This is a genomic window from Neorhizobium sp. PAMB6716 (assembly GCF_058242805.1).
Map to the genome: position 1 here is coordinate 1,795,398 of NZ_CM177835.1, position 14,689 is coordinate 1,810,086.

Here is a 14,689-nt window from a genome sequence, read left to right on the forward strand (position 1 = left end):
GAGACACCATGAGCACGGGTCAAAGCCGCTTCGTCGTTTCCGCGGCCTGGGTGGAAAGCCAGCTTTCAGACCCGGGCTTTCGCGTCGTGGATGCCTCCTGGTATCTACCGGCGCAGGGGCGCAACGGTGCGCTGGAATACGCAGCAGGCCATATTCCAGGGGCCGTGTTCTTCGATCAGGATGCGATTGCCGACCACACCACCGGCCTGCCGCATTCGCTCCCCTCGCCGGAGCTTTTTGCAACCGAGGTCGGCAGGCTTGGTCTTGCCGAGCACAATGTCATTGTCGTTTATGATGGTCCCGGCTTCTTTTCGGCGCCGCGCGTCTGGTGGATGCTGCGCGTCATGGGGGCCGAAAAGGTCTATGTGCTCGATGGCGGACTGGATGGCTGGAAGGCCGACGGGCGCCCGCTCGAGACGGAGCTGCCGGAGCCGGAACCGGCGGTCTTTACCCCTCGCCTGCGGGCCCGCCGTATCACCAGCCTTCACGAGATGCGCGCCGTCGTCGAGACCGGATCGGCGCAGGTGGTGGATGCGCGTGGCCCCGGCCGCTTTACCGGCGACGAAGCCGAACCGCGTGCCGGCATGCGCTCCGGCCATATGCCGGGTGCGCGCAGCCTTCCCGCGGCCAGCCTTTCCGAAGGCGGCCACCTGAAAAGCCTTGGCGCCCTGAAGACGATGATGGACGAGGCAGGCATCGATCTGTCGCGGCCGGTCGTCACCAGCTGCGGATCGGGCGTCACGGCAGCGGTGGTGACGCTAGCGCTCGAATCGCTCGGCCACACCAGCAATTCGCTTTATGACGGCTCTTGGTCTGAATGGGGCGGACGCGCCGACACGCCTGTTGTCACCGGCCCGGCCGAGACACTGGAAGCCCCGACCCATGGACCGATCAAGGCGCATGTCACGCGGCTTGAAATGACCGCTCCGCCGCGCCAGAGCCTTGCCGTTCCAGTCAATCTCCATACGGCGCTGATGAGCGCCCAGAACATTCCGCTGCATTATTACCGTTATCTCTACCGGCAGGTCGGCAAGCGCTGGCACTGGTACAATCGTCTGCGCCTCAGCGACGAGGAACTGTCGGCGGTCCTCACCGACAAGCGGGTGTCGGTCACCATCCTTTATGTCGATGGTGCGCCGGCCGGTTTCTTCGAACTCAACCATATCAACGAAGACGTGGTGGAACTGAGTTATTTCGGCCTGTTCGAACACGCACTCGGCCTTGGAATCGGCAAGTGGTTCCTGCTGCAGGCGCTCTATTCCGCCTGGCAGCTCAACCCGAAGACGGTGACGGTGACCACCAATACGCTCGACCACCCGCGTGCCCTGCCGCTTTACCAGATGATGGGTTTTGCACCGGTTTCCACCAGCGATGCCTGGATCGAACCGATGTCGGATGCGGAAACCCTGGCGCTTGCCAAACGCGACTGATCTTTTCAGAACACCTGCGCATTAAAACACCTGCGCAAGAATCGGGTGGCGACAGTGCCGCCCGTTCCGCATGGTCGCAAGCATCGCAACAGAGAGATGCCGCCATGCAGAACATCCATTTCACCGCCATGCCAACGAAAGCTGCCGACACATTTCGCAAGGGCGGCGTCGACGCCTATGGAAACGCTCCGGAACGCATGATCTCGCCCGGAGACGGCATGCCGTGTCGCCATTGCCTCGGGTTCATCGAAGACGGCGAGGACATGCTGGTCATCGCCTATCGTCCTTTCGACACCCTGCAGCCCTATGCCGAAACCGGCCCGATCTTTCTTCATGCACGCGACTGCCGGCGTTACGAAGCGGTCGAAATCCTGCCGCCGATGCTGACCAGCCCGGATTACATCGTGCGCGGTTATGGGGATAACGACCGCATCGTCTACGGAACCGGCGCGGTGACACCGACGGGAGAGATTGCCGCGCGGGCAGACGCACTTCTCCAGCGCCCCGATATTGCCTATGTACATATCCGCTCGGCCCGCAACAATTGCTACCAGTGCCGGGTGGACCGGGCCTGAAGCGGCCCGGTCAGCAGGATAGCAAGAGGCAAAAAGCCCAAAAAGATCAGTCGCGGGATGCGTCCGCCTCCAGATCTTCGGCCATCTGCAAAAGCGCCTTCACAATGCTGCCGGCGCGCCGTTCATCCTCGCTGAGGCGGCGTGCAATGACTTCTCTAAGATTGAGAAGGGCTGAATCGACACTGCGCGGCAGATCGGGGCCGTTCTCCTCGCGGCGGCCACGGCCTGCCTCCCGGCGCTGACGAATACGCTCGGCCACCATGGAGAGCCGCTCCAGAATGGCGCTCGCCAGGCCCCGGTTGCTGTCGAGATGCGCGCGGCCCTCGTCGGTGATGGAATAGCGCTTCTTGTTGCCATCCATTTCCGCCGAGACATAACCCGCCTCTTCCAGATAGGTCAGCGTCGGGTAGATGACGCCGGGGCTTGGCGCATAAAAGCCATAGGTCAGTTCCTCCACATGGCGGATGATCTCGTAGCCGTGACGCGGCTCCTTCTCGATCAGCGCCAGCACCAGAAGGCGCAGGTCACCCTGCAGCAGGAAACGCCCGATGCGGCTATCGCCGCCATCGTCCTGTCCGCCCTCGTCGGAGCCGCGGCCCCGTCCGCCCCGGCCGAAACCGCGGCCAAACCCATCGCCCCGCATGGCCAACAGGCCCTCCAGATCCATCCGCATCCGCTTGCCGCGGCCCGCACCATCTTCACATCTGCGTCCAAACATCGATCGATCCTCACGATTGTTTTTAGATATATCTAAGATAGATCAAATCACCCGATGCGCAAGGGATCGACCTATCGAAGATCTATCTTTTTAGACAAAATGGGATTGAAAATATCTAATCCCTTGAAAAGATAGAACTTCACGAACAGCCTCACCATCTCAAGATATATCGAAGACTGCGCCTGCCCGGGCGCTGCAGGGTTTATCCCGTTCCCGCCCGCGGGATGCGCTTGTTCAGGATTGTGCAATTCAACGCCGAGTACATGTCATTTTCCTGATGCGTCCCCGTGGCATTGACCCTACAGTCATGCTGTAACGAATGAGGGAACGTCCATGTCACTGCTGCTCGCCCCACCCCCCATGACCCGCCGCTCGCTTCTGGGTGGTCTTGCCGCCGGCTCCGCGCTGGTGCTGCTGCATCCCTTTGCTGCCCGGGCCCAGGCCAATCAGGCGCATCTGCGGCTGATGGAGACGACCGATATCCACGTCAACATCATGCCCTATGACTATTATGCCGATAAGCCGAACGACACGCTGGGCCTGTCGCGCACCGCAAGTTTCATCGATCAGGTGCGCGCGGAAGCGGGAAATTCCATGCTGATCGACAATGGCGATCTTTTGCAGGGCAATCCCATGGGCGATTACATGGCCTATGAAAAGGGCATGAAGGGCGGCGATCTCCACCCCGTCATGAAGGCGATGAACGTGCTCGGCTACGACTGCGGCACGCTTGGCAACCACGAATTCAACTACGGGCTCGACTTCCTGTTCAACGTCATGGCGGGGGCGAAATTCCCTGTTGTCTGCGCAAACCTCACCAAGGGGCAGCTGGCGTCGGATCCGAAGAAGGACGACCTGTTTTTCAAGCCGTACATGATCATTGAAAAGCAGATCCGCGACGGTTCGGGCGCCACAAACCCGCTCAAGATCGGCTTCATCGGTTTCGTGCCGCCGCAGATCATGGTGTGGGATGCCAAGAACCTCGAGGGCAAGGCGCAGACGCGCGATATCGTCGAAGCCGCCAAGGCCTGGGTGCCCGCCATGAAGGAAGAAGGCGCCGATATTATCGTCGCCCTTTCCCACTCCGGCATCGACGGCACCGGCCAGAGCGAGCGCATGGAAAACGCCTCGTTGTATCTGGCAGGCGTAGACGGCATCGATGCGATCTTCACCGGCCACCAGCATCTCGTCTTCCCCGGCCCGAAGGATTTCGACGGCATTGCCGGCGCCGACACGAAGAAGGGAACGCTGATGGGCAAGCCGGCGGTCATGGCCGGCTTCTGGGGCTCGCATATGGGTCTCATCGATCTCCTGATCGAAAAGGACGGCAAAAACTGGAAGATCGTCGACTTCACCACGGAGGCACGGCCGATCTACCACCGCGACGAAAACCGTAAAGTGGTGGCCGATGCCAAGGACAAGCCGGAAATCGTCGCCGCGGTGAAGGATGAACATGAGGCAACGCTTGCCTATGTGCGCCGCCCCGTCGGCAAAACGTCAGCGCCGCTCTATTCCTATTTCGCGCTGGTCGCCGACGATCCCTCGGTGCAGATCGTCTCCAACGCCCAGACCTGGTACGTCAAGGACCTCTTGAAGGAAGGCCAGTACAAGGATTATCCGGTCCTGTCGGCTGCCGCCCCCTTCAAGGCCGGCGGGCGCGGAGGTGCTGATTATTTCACCGATGTTCCCGCCGGTGATATCGCCATCAAGAACGTCGCCGATCTTTATCTTTATCCCAACACCGTACAGGCCGTTCTGATCACCGGCGCGCAGGTGAAAAACTGGCTGGAAATGTCGGCGGGCATGTTCAACCAGGTGCCGGAAGGCGCCAAGGACGTGCCGCTTCTCAGCACCTCCTTCCCCTCCTACAATTATGACGTGATCGATGGCGTGACCTATCAGATCGACCTGTCGCAGCCGAACCGTTTTGACAAGGACGGCAAGCTGGTGAACCCCGATGCCAACCGCATCACCGATCTGAAGTTCGATGGCAAGCCGATTGATCCCGCACAGAAATTCGTTGTTGCCACAAACAATTACCGCGCCGGCGGCGGCGGCAAGTTTCCAGACATTGCCGGCGACAAGGTGATCCTGGTGGCGCCCGATACGAACCGCGACGTGGTCGTGCGCTACATCATCGAGCAGGGCACGATCAACCCGTCCGCCGATGCCAACTGGTCGTTCAAGCCGCTTGCCGGCACAACGGCCGTGTTTGAAAGCGGGCCGAAGGGACGGCAGTATTTAGGCGACGTGAAGGGCGCAAAGATCGAGGATGCCGGCGACGGCGCAGACGGCTTTGCAAAATTCCGCCTGGTGCTCTGAACGAAATAATCTGAAACCATCTCGGTCGCCGGCAAGATCACGCCGGCGACTGGCGCCTCAATGCAGGATGCCGGCATGGCTCTCGCGGGCAAGCGCCTCGAACACCGCCTGCATGTCATCGGGATCGTCATTAACGATGAAAGGCTTCACCGCACTTTCCGGTTTTGCGTGGTCAACGACAAAGAGAAAAGCCATATCCTCCATCATCAGCGTTTCGGACGCCTGAAACAGAACGGCAGCATCCAGCGCGACATCGAGAAGAACACCAGAGGCTCCTGACAAAATATCTGCATCCAGTCTATCGGGTGAAACGGGCCCGACGATCAGGACGCCGGCATCCGCCCAGGCCTGCCTCACCGGATCGGCAACAAAATCCTCTGCCGCGACGATGACGATCTTCAATTTCTGCACCTTGATGCTGCTCCCAGGCGCTGGATATCTCGTCGCCGTCTACACATGACCGCTTATACCGGTCCAATTCTTCCCAACAGTCTGTGGAAGCAACAGTTTCAGTAAAAAATACGCAAAACGTGTCATAGCGATGCAAAACCCGCACCGCCACCCATGCGCAGGCGAAAACGGCAGGGTGCGCAACCGGAGGATCAGCGCAAGAGCGCAAAGCGACGAAGGGGGAACCTTGCCCCCGGCGGACATGCCGTCCGGGGGAAATCCGTGTTAATGGCGGTGCGGTTCGCCTGATGTCGTCACGCCGGCCTGCGAAAACGTCGCCATGCCGGAATGACAGGCGGCGGCGGCCTTCACGATGCCGGCAGCCAAGGCAGCACCCGTTCCCTCGCCAAGCCGCATGCCGAGCGCCAAAAGCGGCGTCTTGCCAAGCTTTTCGATCGCCTTCAGGTGACCCGGCTCGCCGGACACGTGGCCGATCAGGCAATGATCGAGGGCCGTCGGATTGGCAGCCTTCAGGATGGCCGCCGCAGCCGTTGCCACATAACCATCGATGAGGACGGGGATCTTTTCGACACGGCAGGCAAGAATTGCCCCGGCCATGGCCGCGATTTCACGCCCGCCAAGACGGCGCAGCACTTCCAGCGGATCGGAGAGATGATCCTTATGGAAGGCAACCGCGGCCTTCACCGCTGCAATCTTGCGGGCCAGAACCTCGCCCTGCGAACCTGTGCCGGGGCCAACCCAGTCTTCCGCGTCGCCGCCATAAAGCGCAAGATTGATGGCAGCGGCAATCGTCGTATTGCCGATGCCCATTTCACCGATGCACAACAGGTCGGTGCCGCCGGCAATCGCTTCCATGCCGAAAGCCATCGTGGCGGCACAGTCACGCTCGGAGAGCGCCGGCTCGCAGGTGATGTCACCCGTCGGATAATCCAGCGCCAGATCGAAGATTTTGAGGCCGAGATCATAGGTGGCGCAGATCTGGTTGATCGCGGCACCGCCGGCGGCAAAGTTTTCCACCATCTGCTGCGTTACGCTTGGCGGATAAGGCGTGATGCCATGTTTTGCCACGCCATGATTGCCGGCAAAGATGGCCACCAACGGACGGTTGACGGCAGGCGGCCGGCCCGTCCAGGCCGCAAGCCAATAGGCGATTTCCTCCAGCCGGCCGAGCGAGCCTGCGGGCTTCGTCAATTGCTGGTCGCGCTCGCGGGCTGCCACCAGTGCGCGGGTATCCGGGCCGGGAAGCTCGCGCAGAAGCACGCGGAAATCGTCGAAAGGCAGGCCGCTCATGCTCATCGGATCATTCTTCCTTTGGTCTTTTATCGCCGCGCTAGGTTTGTGCGACGGAATCTGATTTGCTAGGCCCCTGTTTATCAGGCATCGACGGAGGAACAACTGCCAAACGCCAAGGAATTTTGGGTGGAATTTTGCACCGACCTTGCACGCTCGCTCGCCTTCCTGTCGCGCCTGCCGGTTCCGGCGCGGTTTTTCGAAGGTCACGACGGCACGGTTTCGCGCGCCTGCCGCGCCTTTCCGCTCGCCGGTGCGCTGGTGGCCGTGGCCCCGGCGCTCGTCATTCTGGTGCTCGGATCCCACACGATTGCGCCACTGGTGGTCGCGCTTCTGTCGCTGGCCCTGATGACGGGGCTCACCGGCGGACTGCACGAGGATGGCCTTGCCGATTGCGCCGATGGCCTGGGCGGCGGCCGTGACAGGGAGCACGCGCTTGCCATCATGAAGGACAGCCGAACCGGAAGTTACGGCGTGCTTGCCCTCATCCTGTCGGTCGGCTTGCGCGCGGCCTGCCTTGCAGCACTGCTGTCCACCGGACCCGCGGCGCATGCCGCACTCTCGCTTGTGACGGCCGCTGCCGTCTCGCGGGCGCTGATGGTGTGGCACTGGTCGGCTCTTGCCCCGGCGCGCGCCAATGGCACGGCCGTCGCTGTCGGTCAGCCGCAGCCGCAGGCGCGCCTGTTTGCGCTTGGTTCCGCAGCCGTCCTCGCGCTGTTTTGCCTCGGCATGCCCTTCGGGCCTGCTCCGCTGCTGCTCTCGCTTACGGTGGCCGCACTGTCTGCCCACCTTTTCACCCGCTACGTCGCGCAAAAGATCGGCGGCCATACGGGAGACACCATCGGCGCCACCCAGCAGATCACGGAAACGGCACTGCTCTGCACCCTTGTGATCACGCTCTGAGAGGCCGATATTATCCCCATGATCACCCCTTGCATTCTCGTCTGCACCCTTGATGACACAACCGGCCTTTGCAGTGGCTGTGCCCGCAGCCTCGAAGAGATCGGCGGCTGGGCGAGCTATACGCCGGATGAGCGCCAGCAGATCATGGCAGCCCTGCCCGCGCGTCTTGCAGGCCTTGCGCAGGCTGCAAGCGTGCCGTCAATTGGTGGCGTTCAGTCAAACGGTCGGGATGGCCAAGCCTCATGAACGGTCTCACCCTCGTATTGATCCTGCTTGTCGGCGGCCTCGGCCTTCTGGTGTTCAACCACGATACCGGCCAGACGTTTGGCATGGCCAATGACGATTTTGCCCATCTCATCTATCTGCTCCCCATCGCAGCGCTGCTCTCTGCCGGCATCCTGGCCGGTCGGCGCGGACCGGCCGGAGAGGTTTTGCGCAATATCGTCATCTGGCTCGTGATCGTCACCGCACTCGTGGCCGGTTACCTCTACCGCGGCGATTTCAGCCGCTTTGCCTCGCGCATGATGGCAGGCCTCATGCCTGGCAGCGCCGTGGTGATGACCACCAGCGAAGGCGGACAGGAAGTCATCCTGCACCGTCGCCTTGGCGGACATTTTCAGGCGCGGGTGGAGGTGGACGGCACGACGGTGCAGATGCTGGTGGATACGGGCGCCAGTGCCGTGGTGCTGTCGCATGAGGATGCGATACGGCTTGGGTTAAAGCCGGAAACGCTGACCTATTCCGTGCGGGTGATGACCGCAAACGGGGAAGCCTATGCGGCACCTGTGCGCCTGTCGTCCATGGCCATCGGCCCGATCGAGCGGGAGGATATCCGTGCGCTGGTGGCCGAGGAAGGGCGTCTTTCCGAAAGCCTGCTCGGCATGACCTTCCTCTCGACGCTCGGTTCCTTGCAGATCCAGACCGACGAGTTGAAGTTGCGCGACTAAGGCCGTCATGGCAGCCTTCACCGGCGCCAGATCGAAAAGCGCGTCACCGCCTTTCGGACATGAGGAAGAGTGTGCGCAGCGCAAAATCCGGAGGAATGATCAACCATGGCGGATTTTCCGGCATGGAACTGATCGGCAATCGCGTTCATTGTGATCACGGTTCTCCCAAACCATATCACAAGGACATTTTTCATGACCCATCAATCCCGCACGGCCGTTAATGGCCGCAGCGATGGTAGCCGGTCTGCCTGGCTTGCGGTCGCCTCTCTCTCGCTGGGCAGCTTCAGCCTCGTGACCGCCGAATTCCTGCCGGCAAGCCTCATCCCTGGCATTGCCTCCGATCTCTCGATCAGCCCCGGCCTTGCCGGACAAACGGTCACCGCGACAGCCGCCATCGCCGCCTTTGCCGGCCCCGGCATTGTCGTCGGCGCCCGCAAGCTCGACCGCCGGCTGGTGCTCTTGAGCCTGACGGTGCTGCTGGTCATCTCCAGCCTGATTGCCGCGACCGCAAGCGGCTTTGCCCTTTTGCTCTCCGCGCGCGTGCTTCTGGGCGTCGCGCTCGGCGGCTTCTGGGCGTTATCCGCCGCCTTCGCCATGCGTCTGGTGTCGCCGGACAATCTGCCGCGTGCCATGGCCATCGTCATGGCCGGCGTCTCCGTCGCCACGGTTTGCGCGGCCCCTCTCGGCGCCTGGATCGGTGACCTCTTCGGCTGGCGCTCGGCGTTCTACATGACATCAGGCCTCGGCGTGATCGCCCTCATCATCCAGGCGCTGACGGTTCCGGCCATGCCGCCTGCCGGTCATGCCGGTTTCGCCACCATGGCCCGCCTGTTTCGCCGCCCGGCGCTTCGGGTGGTGCTGCTTGTCACGGTCTTTGCCGTGGCTGGCCATTTTGCCGGCTTCACCTTCATCCGCAGTTATCTGGATGAGGTGATCCATCTCGACGTGGCAACCGTGTCGCTGGTGCTGCTTGCCTTCGGCATCGCGGGCTTTTTCGGCAATATGGCGGGCGGCGCGATGTCGGCACGCAGCAGCAGCGTTTCGCTCGCCGTCGCTGCCGGCCTCATCGCGCTTGCTGCGGGAACCATGGCCTTGTCCGCCAGCATTCCAGCCCTTGCCATCGCAGCGGTTGCCGTCTGGGGTTTTGGCTTTGGTGCCTTTCCCGTCAGCGTGCAGAGCCGGATCACCCGCATCGCCTCCGATGAAGTGGAAAGCGCCGGCGCCGTGATGCTGACCACATTCCAGGTGGCGATTTCTGCCGGTGCCATCATCGGCGGCCTGCTGGTGGATGCTATAGGCCCGATCGGCGTCATCAGCTTTGCCGGCGTATCAAGCGCGCTCGGCGCCTATATCATGCTGGCCGGCACATCCCGCGTGCCCGCCGAAAGTGCTGCCTGACATCGAACGGCCGGGCGGCGCAACCTTCGTGCCGCCCAACCTGCCCTATTTGCGCAGTCGATACCCTGTCTTGAAGATCCATGCCAGCACGCCAAGGCAAGCGCTGAGAAAAACCGCGATCATCGCCACGCTGATCAGCGGATTGACGTCGGAGATCTCGTAAAAGCTCCAGCGGAAGCCGGAGACGAGATAGAGCACCGGGTTGAGGTGGCTGACGGCCTGCCAGAAGGGCGGCAGCATGTCGATGGAATAGAAGCTGCCGCCAAGGAATGTCAGCGGCGGCACGACCAGCATCGGCACCAGGTTGAGCTGTTCGAAATTATCCGCCCAGATGCCGATGATGAAACCGAACATCGAAAACGTCACCGCCGTCAGCACCATGAACAGCAGCATCATCACCGGATGGGCGATGGTGAGATCAACGAAGAGCGAGGCGGTGGCCAGGATGATCAGGCCGATGATCAGGCCCTTCGTGGCGGCAGCCCCGACATAACCCATGACGATTTCGGCCATCGAGACCGGCGCTGACAGGATTTCGTAGATCGTGCCGGTGAATTTTGGGAAATAGATGCCGATGGAGGCATTGCCGATGCACTGGCTGAGCAGCGTCAGCATGATGAGGCCGGGCGTGATGAAGGCACCATAGGAGACGCCGCCGACTTCGTTGATGCGCGAGCCGATGGCCGTGCCGAAGACGATGAAATAGAGTGATGTGGTAATGACCGGCGAGATCACGCTCTGCAGCAGCGTCCGCTTCATCCGCGCCATTTCGAAGAAATAGATGGCCTTGACCGCTTCAATATTCATGGGCGTTCTCCCACAAGCGACACAAAGATATCTTCAAGCGAGCTTTGGCGGGTGGCAACATCGCTGATTCCCAGGCCTTCCGCTTCGATGGCAGCGAGTACTGCGCCGATGCGGCCCTCGCCGGCGCCATTGCCATACTCATGCACCAGTCCGCGCCCGCCATCGGCAAGCGTCAGGCCAAGGGCTGCAAGCGTGGGCGGCAGGCTCTCCAGCGGCGCCTTCAGCTCCAGCCGCAACTGCTTGCGCCCGAGCTTTTGCATCAGCGCCCGCTTTTCCTCGACCAGCAGCAGCTCGCCGCCGCTGATGACGCCGATCCGGTCCGCCATTTCTTCCGCTTCTTCAATGTAATGCGTGGTGAGGATGACGGTCACCCCCGTCTCGCGCAGCCGGCCGATGGCCGCCCACATGCCGCGCCGAAGCTCCACATCGACGCCTGCCGTCGGCTCATCGAGAAAAAGGATCCGCGGCTCATGCGCCAAGGCCTTGGCAATCAGCACACGCCGCTTCATGCCGCCGGAGAGTTCGCGCAGCTTGGCATCGCGCTTGTCCCACAGCGTCAGGTCCTTCAGGATCTGCTCGATCAACGCCGGATTGGCCTTTGCGCCATGCACGCCGCGCGAAAACGTCACGGTGTTCCACACGGTCTCGAACTGATCGGTGGTCAGTTCCTGCGGCACAAGCCCGATCAGCGCGCGTGTTTTGCGAAACTCCTTCACCACATCATGGCCGCCGACGAGAACGGCACCTGAAGTGGGCATGGAAATGCCGCAGATGATGGAGATCAGCGTCGTCTTGCCGGCACCGTTCGGCCCGAGCAGCGCCAGGATTTCACCCTCGCGGATCTCGAGATCGACGCCTTTCAGCGCCGAAAACCCGTTGGCGTAGGTTTTCGTGAGGTTTTGGATAGAAACAATGGAGGACATGGGGGAAAGGCGCACACGTTTTGGGCAGGATGATGCGCCTTATATAGGCATGATATGACAATTACGAGGGCTGGAAACGAAACCTTGGCAGGCAGCGCCGCTTCGGGATGCTGCCTGAAGATGTGGTGTTTGCCGAGAAACCGTCAATTTCGCCGCAAAGACATAAGCATGGAACCGCTGATCCGGCATGCCTGCTGCAAGCGTCTGCCTGCTTCGCTCACAGTGCGTGTTAGCTCTGGCCTCGACGCCTGAGGGCAAACTCCACCGCCACGTCGATCCAGCCGGAATAGTTGATGCCGCATTCGGCCAGCGCCAGTGGATACATGCTGCGATCGGTGCAGCCGGGCATGGTGTTGACCTCGTTGAGATAGAGGCTGCCATCCTCCAGGAGAAAGAAATCGATGCGGGCAATGCCTTCGCAGCCGAGCGCGCGAAACGCCTTGCGGGAAAGCGCCCGTGCGCGCTCGGTAACGTCCTCCGGCACAAGCGCCGGCACATGGATGGCTGCCCCTTCCGGATCGAAATACTTGGCTTCGTAATTGTAGAAATCATGTTTTTTCGAGGTGACGATTTCGCCCGGCGGAGACACGGTGAGGCTGCCATCGGCGTGTTCGAGCACGGCGCATTCGATCTCGCGGCCGGCGAGGAACTGTTCCACCAGCAGCTTGTCGTCAAATTCGAAAGCCTTCTTGAGTGCCGGCAGAACCGCCTGCGCGCCATCGACGCGCGATACGCCAAAGGATGAGCCCTGTCGCGCCGGCTTGACGAAGAAGGGATAACCGAATTCCGCCTCGAGCGCTGCCGCATCCATGGCATCGCCAGCCGCAAGGCAGCGGGCCAGCGCCACAGGCACGCCTGCCTCGCGTAAAAGGCGCTTGGCCACATCCTTGTCCATGGCAACCGCCGAACCCAGCACACCGCAGCCGGCATACGGCAGACCCGCCATTTCAGCATAACCCTGCACGGTGCCATCTTCACCATACGGGCCATGCAGCACCGGAAACAGCAGGTCTAACTTCGGCAACTCGGCGGGGCCGCCCGGCGCGACGGCGACCATCAGGCCCTTGCCGCCCGGCACCAGCGCCACCGGCACGCCGCGGTCCGCTGCCAACGCGCGCCCCGTCGTGTCATCCTCCTGCAGCCACCAGCGACCATTGCGATCAATGCCGATCGGAAACACGTCATAACGCGTGCGGTCCATCGCCTTCATCACATTGGTGGCAGACAGGATGGACACGTCATGTTCGGCAGAACGGCCGCCGAACAGCACGCCGACGCGGATTTTAGGGCTCATGGGATCTCCGGAAAAGGAATTTGTCGAGGCAATGGGAAAAGGGTCACGCGGCAGGGGCAAGGGTGCGGTTCGAGCCGCCCCGGTTGCATCCGCCAGCATCATCGCCAGTATGTCGAAAGTCGGGCATCCGGCACGCCGTCCCCACGTCCGGCAAAAATTTCAGTCGCAGTAGCGGTTTCCGGTGGCGCGGCTGCGCAGGTCGAAATGGAAATGGTTCCAATGTTCCTTGTTGCTGCCCGGACCGAGCACGGTGTTGAAATACTTGCAGCTGTCGCTGCGCACCGCCTTCAGCAGCGCACCCTCGCGAAACGAGAACAGACCCTTCTTGCGCACATCGATTTCGTGGCCGTTCTTCAACACGAACTTGCCGACATCGATCGCGTTTCCGCGCGCGTGTTCCGACATCGGGTTGTAGCGCTGGCGGCTGTTGTTCATGCGGCGGCAGGAATAGCCACCCAAGGGCTCGATGGTCTTGACGCCGGTCAGGTAGCGCAGCCGCGAGGACGGAGCGAGTTCGTTCTTGACCCATTTGGCAAAGGCAAGCGTCGTCTGGCAATTGAGCGTCACGGAAGGCTTCACGTCGATATTGCCCGACAGCCCGGACAATTCCACCGGGTAATCGATGCCGCAGCTTGGGCCGTCGGAAATGCGCGGCTTGTCGCGAAATTCAACGCCCATGCGCTGTAGCTCGCGCCGGCAGGAGATTTCCGACGCCGGCATCGGCCCATCGGCAGGGGCGTCCATGCGCGGGCTTTCCAGCGCTCCGGCGGGGCTGTTCGGCCTCAGCATCGCCACCTGCTCGGGCTCCGGCTTCGGGCGGCTTGGCGCAATGACACGGCTCTGGTCGCTCCAGCGCGGCTCGGCGGGCGCCGAATTGCTGGAAACAGGCGCACGGGCCACGGATCCAGAGGGCAGCGGTCCAGGGGCGATCGATCCGCCGGACGACGTTGCGTCCATGCGTCTTGGCGCAACGGTGCCATTGGCATAACCGGCACCTGGCACGGCAGTTGGCGGCGCCATCGCCGCCTGCGGTGCAACGGACGCGACCTTCCGCGAAGGCGTGACGGGCTGGCGCGGCATGACCATCGAAATATCGTTATCCTGTTCCTCGGCAAGACCGACGACGCGGCGACTGTCAGCGGCAGGGTCTGCCAGCCCCTCACCGCGCACCGGCGCTGAGCCCGGATTTTCCGCCGCAACCGGATTGCCGGAGGCTGAAAGGGTGAGTGTGCCAAGCGATGCGGGCGGCGCTCCAAGCGTGACCGCTCTTCCGATAGGCTGCCTGTTGCCGCCATCGGGTGCATAGACCTCTCTGGAGAGGCTGTCACTGTTCTGGTTTTGGCTGTAGGCCTGCACCGCCTGCTGCTGCGGGACGGCATATCCCTGCTGCACCGGCGCATCCGGCAGCGGTGCCGGCGGCGTCATCGGCTGGATCGACCCGACCTGCGTGCGGGTATCGATCGATGCCAGCGGCATCAGGCCGTCCGCCGTGCAGCCGACCAGCACGGTCGAAATCATCAGGAAGGCCATCGCCCGCCGGGAGGAAAAGGCATACGCCATACGAAGCTCGTCACATCTCGTGGTGCGGGAAAGCCACACAGACGGATTCTAGGCGGTCAGGGTAAACGAAAGCTTTCTGAAACAAGGTCTTTTCATGACCAAAGGTTGCGC

The 14,689-nt window shown here is 62.0% G+C and carries 14 protein-coding genes; 7 read left to right on the top strand and 7 right to left on the bottom strand.

Annotation, left to right across the window (positions count from 1 at the left end):
• The first annotated feature begins 8 nt into the window (after nt 1-8).
• Together sseA and AC4CWH_RS08730 are read left to right on the top strand one after the other, a co-directional pair.
• A complete protein-coding gene (gene sseA / locus AC4CWH_RS08725; protein ID WP_491321239.1) occupies nt 9-1,430 on the top strand; it encodes a 3-mercaptopyruvate sulfurtransferase in 1,422 nt (473 codons plus the stop codon).
• Nucleotides 1,431-1,534: 104 nt separating this feature from the next.
• A complete protein-coding gene (locus AC4CWH_RS08730) occupies nt 1,535-2,005 on the top strand; it encodes a DUF1203 domain-containing protein (RefSeq protein ID WP_491321240.1) in 471 nt (156 codons plus the stop codon).
• 46 nt (nt 2,006-2,051) lie between these two features.
• Here the strand turns inward: AC4CWH_RS08730 and AC4CWH_RS08735 are convergent, their stop codons facing one another.
• Nucleotides 2,052-2,723: a PadR family transcriptional regulator gene (locus AC4CWH_RS08735; RefSeq protein WP_491321241.1), complete on the bottom strand. Its 672-nt coding sequence runs from the start codon at nt 2,721-2,723 to the stop codon at nt 2,052-2,054.
• 333 nt (nt 2,724-3,056) lie between these two features.
• Here AC4CWH_RS08735 and AC4CWH_RS08740 point away from each other — a divergent pair, with 333 nt between their 5' ends.
• Complete coding sequence (locus AC4CWH_RS08740) at nt 3,057-5,045, top strand: bifunctional 2',3'-cyclic-nucleotide 2'-phosphodiesterase/3'-nucleotidase (protein WP_491321242.1); 1,989 nt, start codon at nt 3,057-3,059, stop codon at nt 5,043-5,045.
• 57 nt (nt 5,046-5,102) lie between these two features.
• Here the strand turns inward: AC4CWH_RS08740 and AC4CWH_RS08745 are convergent, their stop codons facing one another.
• Together AC4CWH_RS08745 and cobT are read right to left on the bottom strand one after the other, a co-directional pair.
• Complete coding sequence (locus tag AC4CWH_RS08745) at nt 5,103-5,456, bottom strand: hypothetical protein (protein WP_491321243.1); 354 nt, start codon at nt 5,454-5,456, stop codon at nt 5,103-5,105.
• Nucleotides 5,457-5,720: 264 nt separating this feature from the next.
• Nucleotides 5,721-6,752, bottom strand: coding sequence for a nicotinate-nucleotide--dimethylbenzimidazole phosphoribosyltransferase (gene cobT / locus AC4CWH_RS08750; protein ID WP_491321244.1), 1,032 nt, complete (start codon nt 6,750-6,752; stop codon nt 5,721-5,723).
• A 99-nt stretch (nt 6,753-6,851) separates the two neighbouring features.
• On the opposite strand from cobT, the gene cobS reads away from it, so the two are divergent.
• The 4 genes from cobS (at nt 6,852) to AC4CWH_RS08770 (ending at nt 9,994) form a co-directional block, all read left to right on the top strand.
• Complete coding sequence (gene cobS / locus AC4CWH_RS08755) at nt 6,852-7,649, top strand: adenosylcobinamide-GDP ribazoletransferase (protein WP_491321390.1); 798 nt, start codon at nt 6,852-6,854, stop codon at nt 7,647-7,649.
• A gap of 18 nt (nt 7,650-7,667) precedes the next feature.
• On the top strand, nt 7,668-7,895 hold the full coding sequence (locus tag AC4CWH_RS08760; RefSeq protein WP_491321245.1) for a DUF1289 domain-containing protein: 228 nt from the start codon (nt 7,668-7,670) through the stop codon (nt 7,893-7,895).
• Entirely contained in the window at nt 7,892-8,596 is a 705-nt protein-coding gene (locus AC4CWH_RS08765; RefSeq protein ID WP_491321246.1) for a retropepsin-like aspartic protease family protein, read from the top strand. Before AC4CWH_RS08760 ends, AC4CWH_RS08765 begins: the two co-directional genes overlap by 4 nt.
• Nucleotides 8,597-8,788: 192 nt before the next feature.
• Nucleotides 8,789-9,994, top strand: a complete 1,206-nt coding sequence (locus AC4CWH_RS08770) for an MFS transporter (protein WP_491321247.1) — start codon at nt 8,789-8,791, stop codon at nt 9,992-9,994.
• 45 nt (nt 9,995-10,039) lie between these two features.
• Here the strand turns inward: AC4CWH_RS08770 and AC4CWH_RS08775 are convergent, their stop codons facing one another.
• From AC4CWH_RS08775 to AC4CWH_RS08790, 4 genes are all read right to left on the bottom strand, one after another.
• The gene (locus tag AC4CWH_RS08775) at nt 10,040-10,801 is read right to left on the bottom strand and encodes an ABC transporter permease (protein WP_491281670.1); all 762 of its coding nucleotides are present in this window, start codon (nt 10,799-10,801) and stop codon (nt 10,040-10,042) included.
• On the bottom strand, nt 10,798-11,724 hold the full coding sequence (locus AC4CWH_RS08780) for an ABC transporter ATP-binding protein (protein ID WP_491321248.1): 927 nt from the start codon (nt 11,722-11,724) through the stop codon (nt 10,798-10,800). Before AC4CWH_RS08780 ends, AC4CWH_RS08775 begins: the two co-directional genes overlap by 4 nt.
• Before the next feature lie 229 nt (nt 11,725-11,953).
• Nucleotides 11,954-13,018, bottom strand: a complete 1,065-nt coding sequence (locus AC4CWH_RS08785) for a D-alanine--D-alanine ligase family protein (protein ID WP_491321249.1) — start codon at nt 13,016-13,018, stop codon at nt 11,954-11,956.
• A 159-nt stretch (nt 13,019-13,177) separates the two neighbouring features.
• The gene (locus AC4CWH_RS08790) at nt 13,178-14,578 is read right to left on the bottom strand and encodes an extensin-like domain-containing protein (RefSeq protein WP_491321250.1); all 1,401 of its coding nucleotides are present in this window, start codon (nt 14,576-14,578) and stop codon (nt 13,178-13,180) included.
• Nucleotides 14,579-14,689 lie beyond the last annotated feature (111 nt).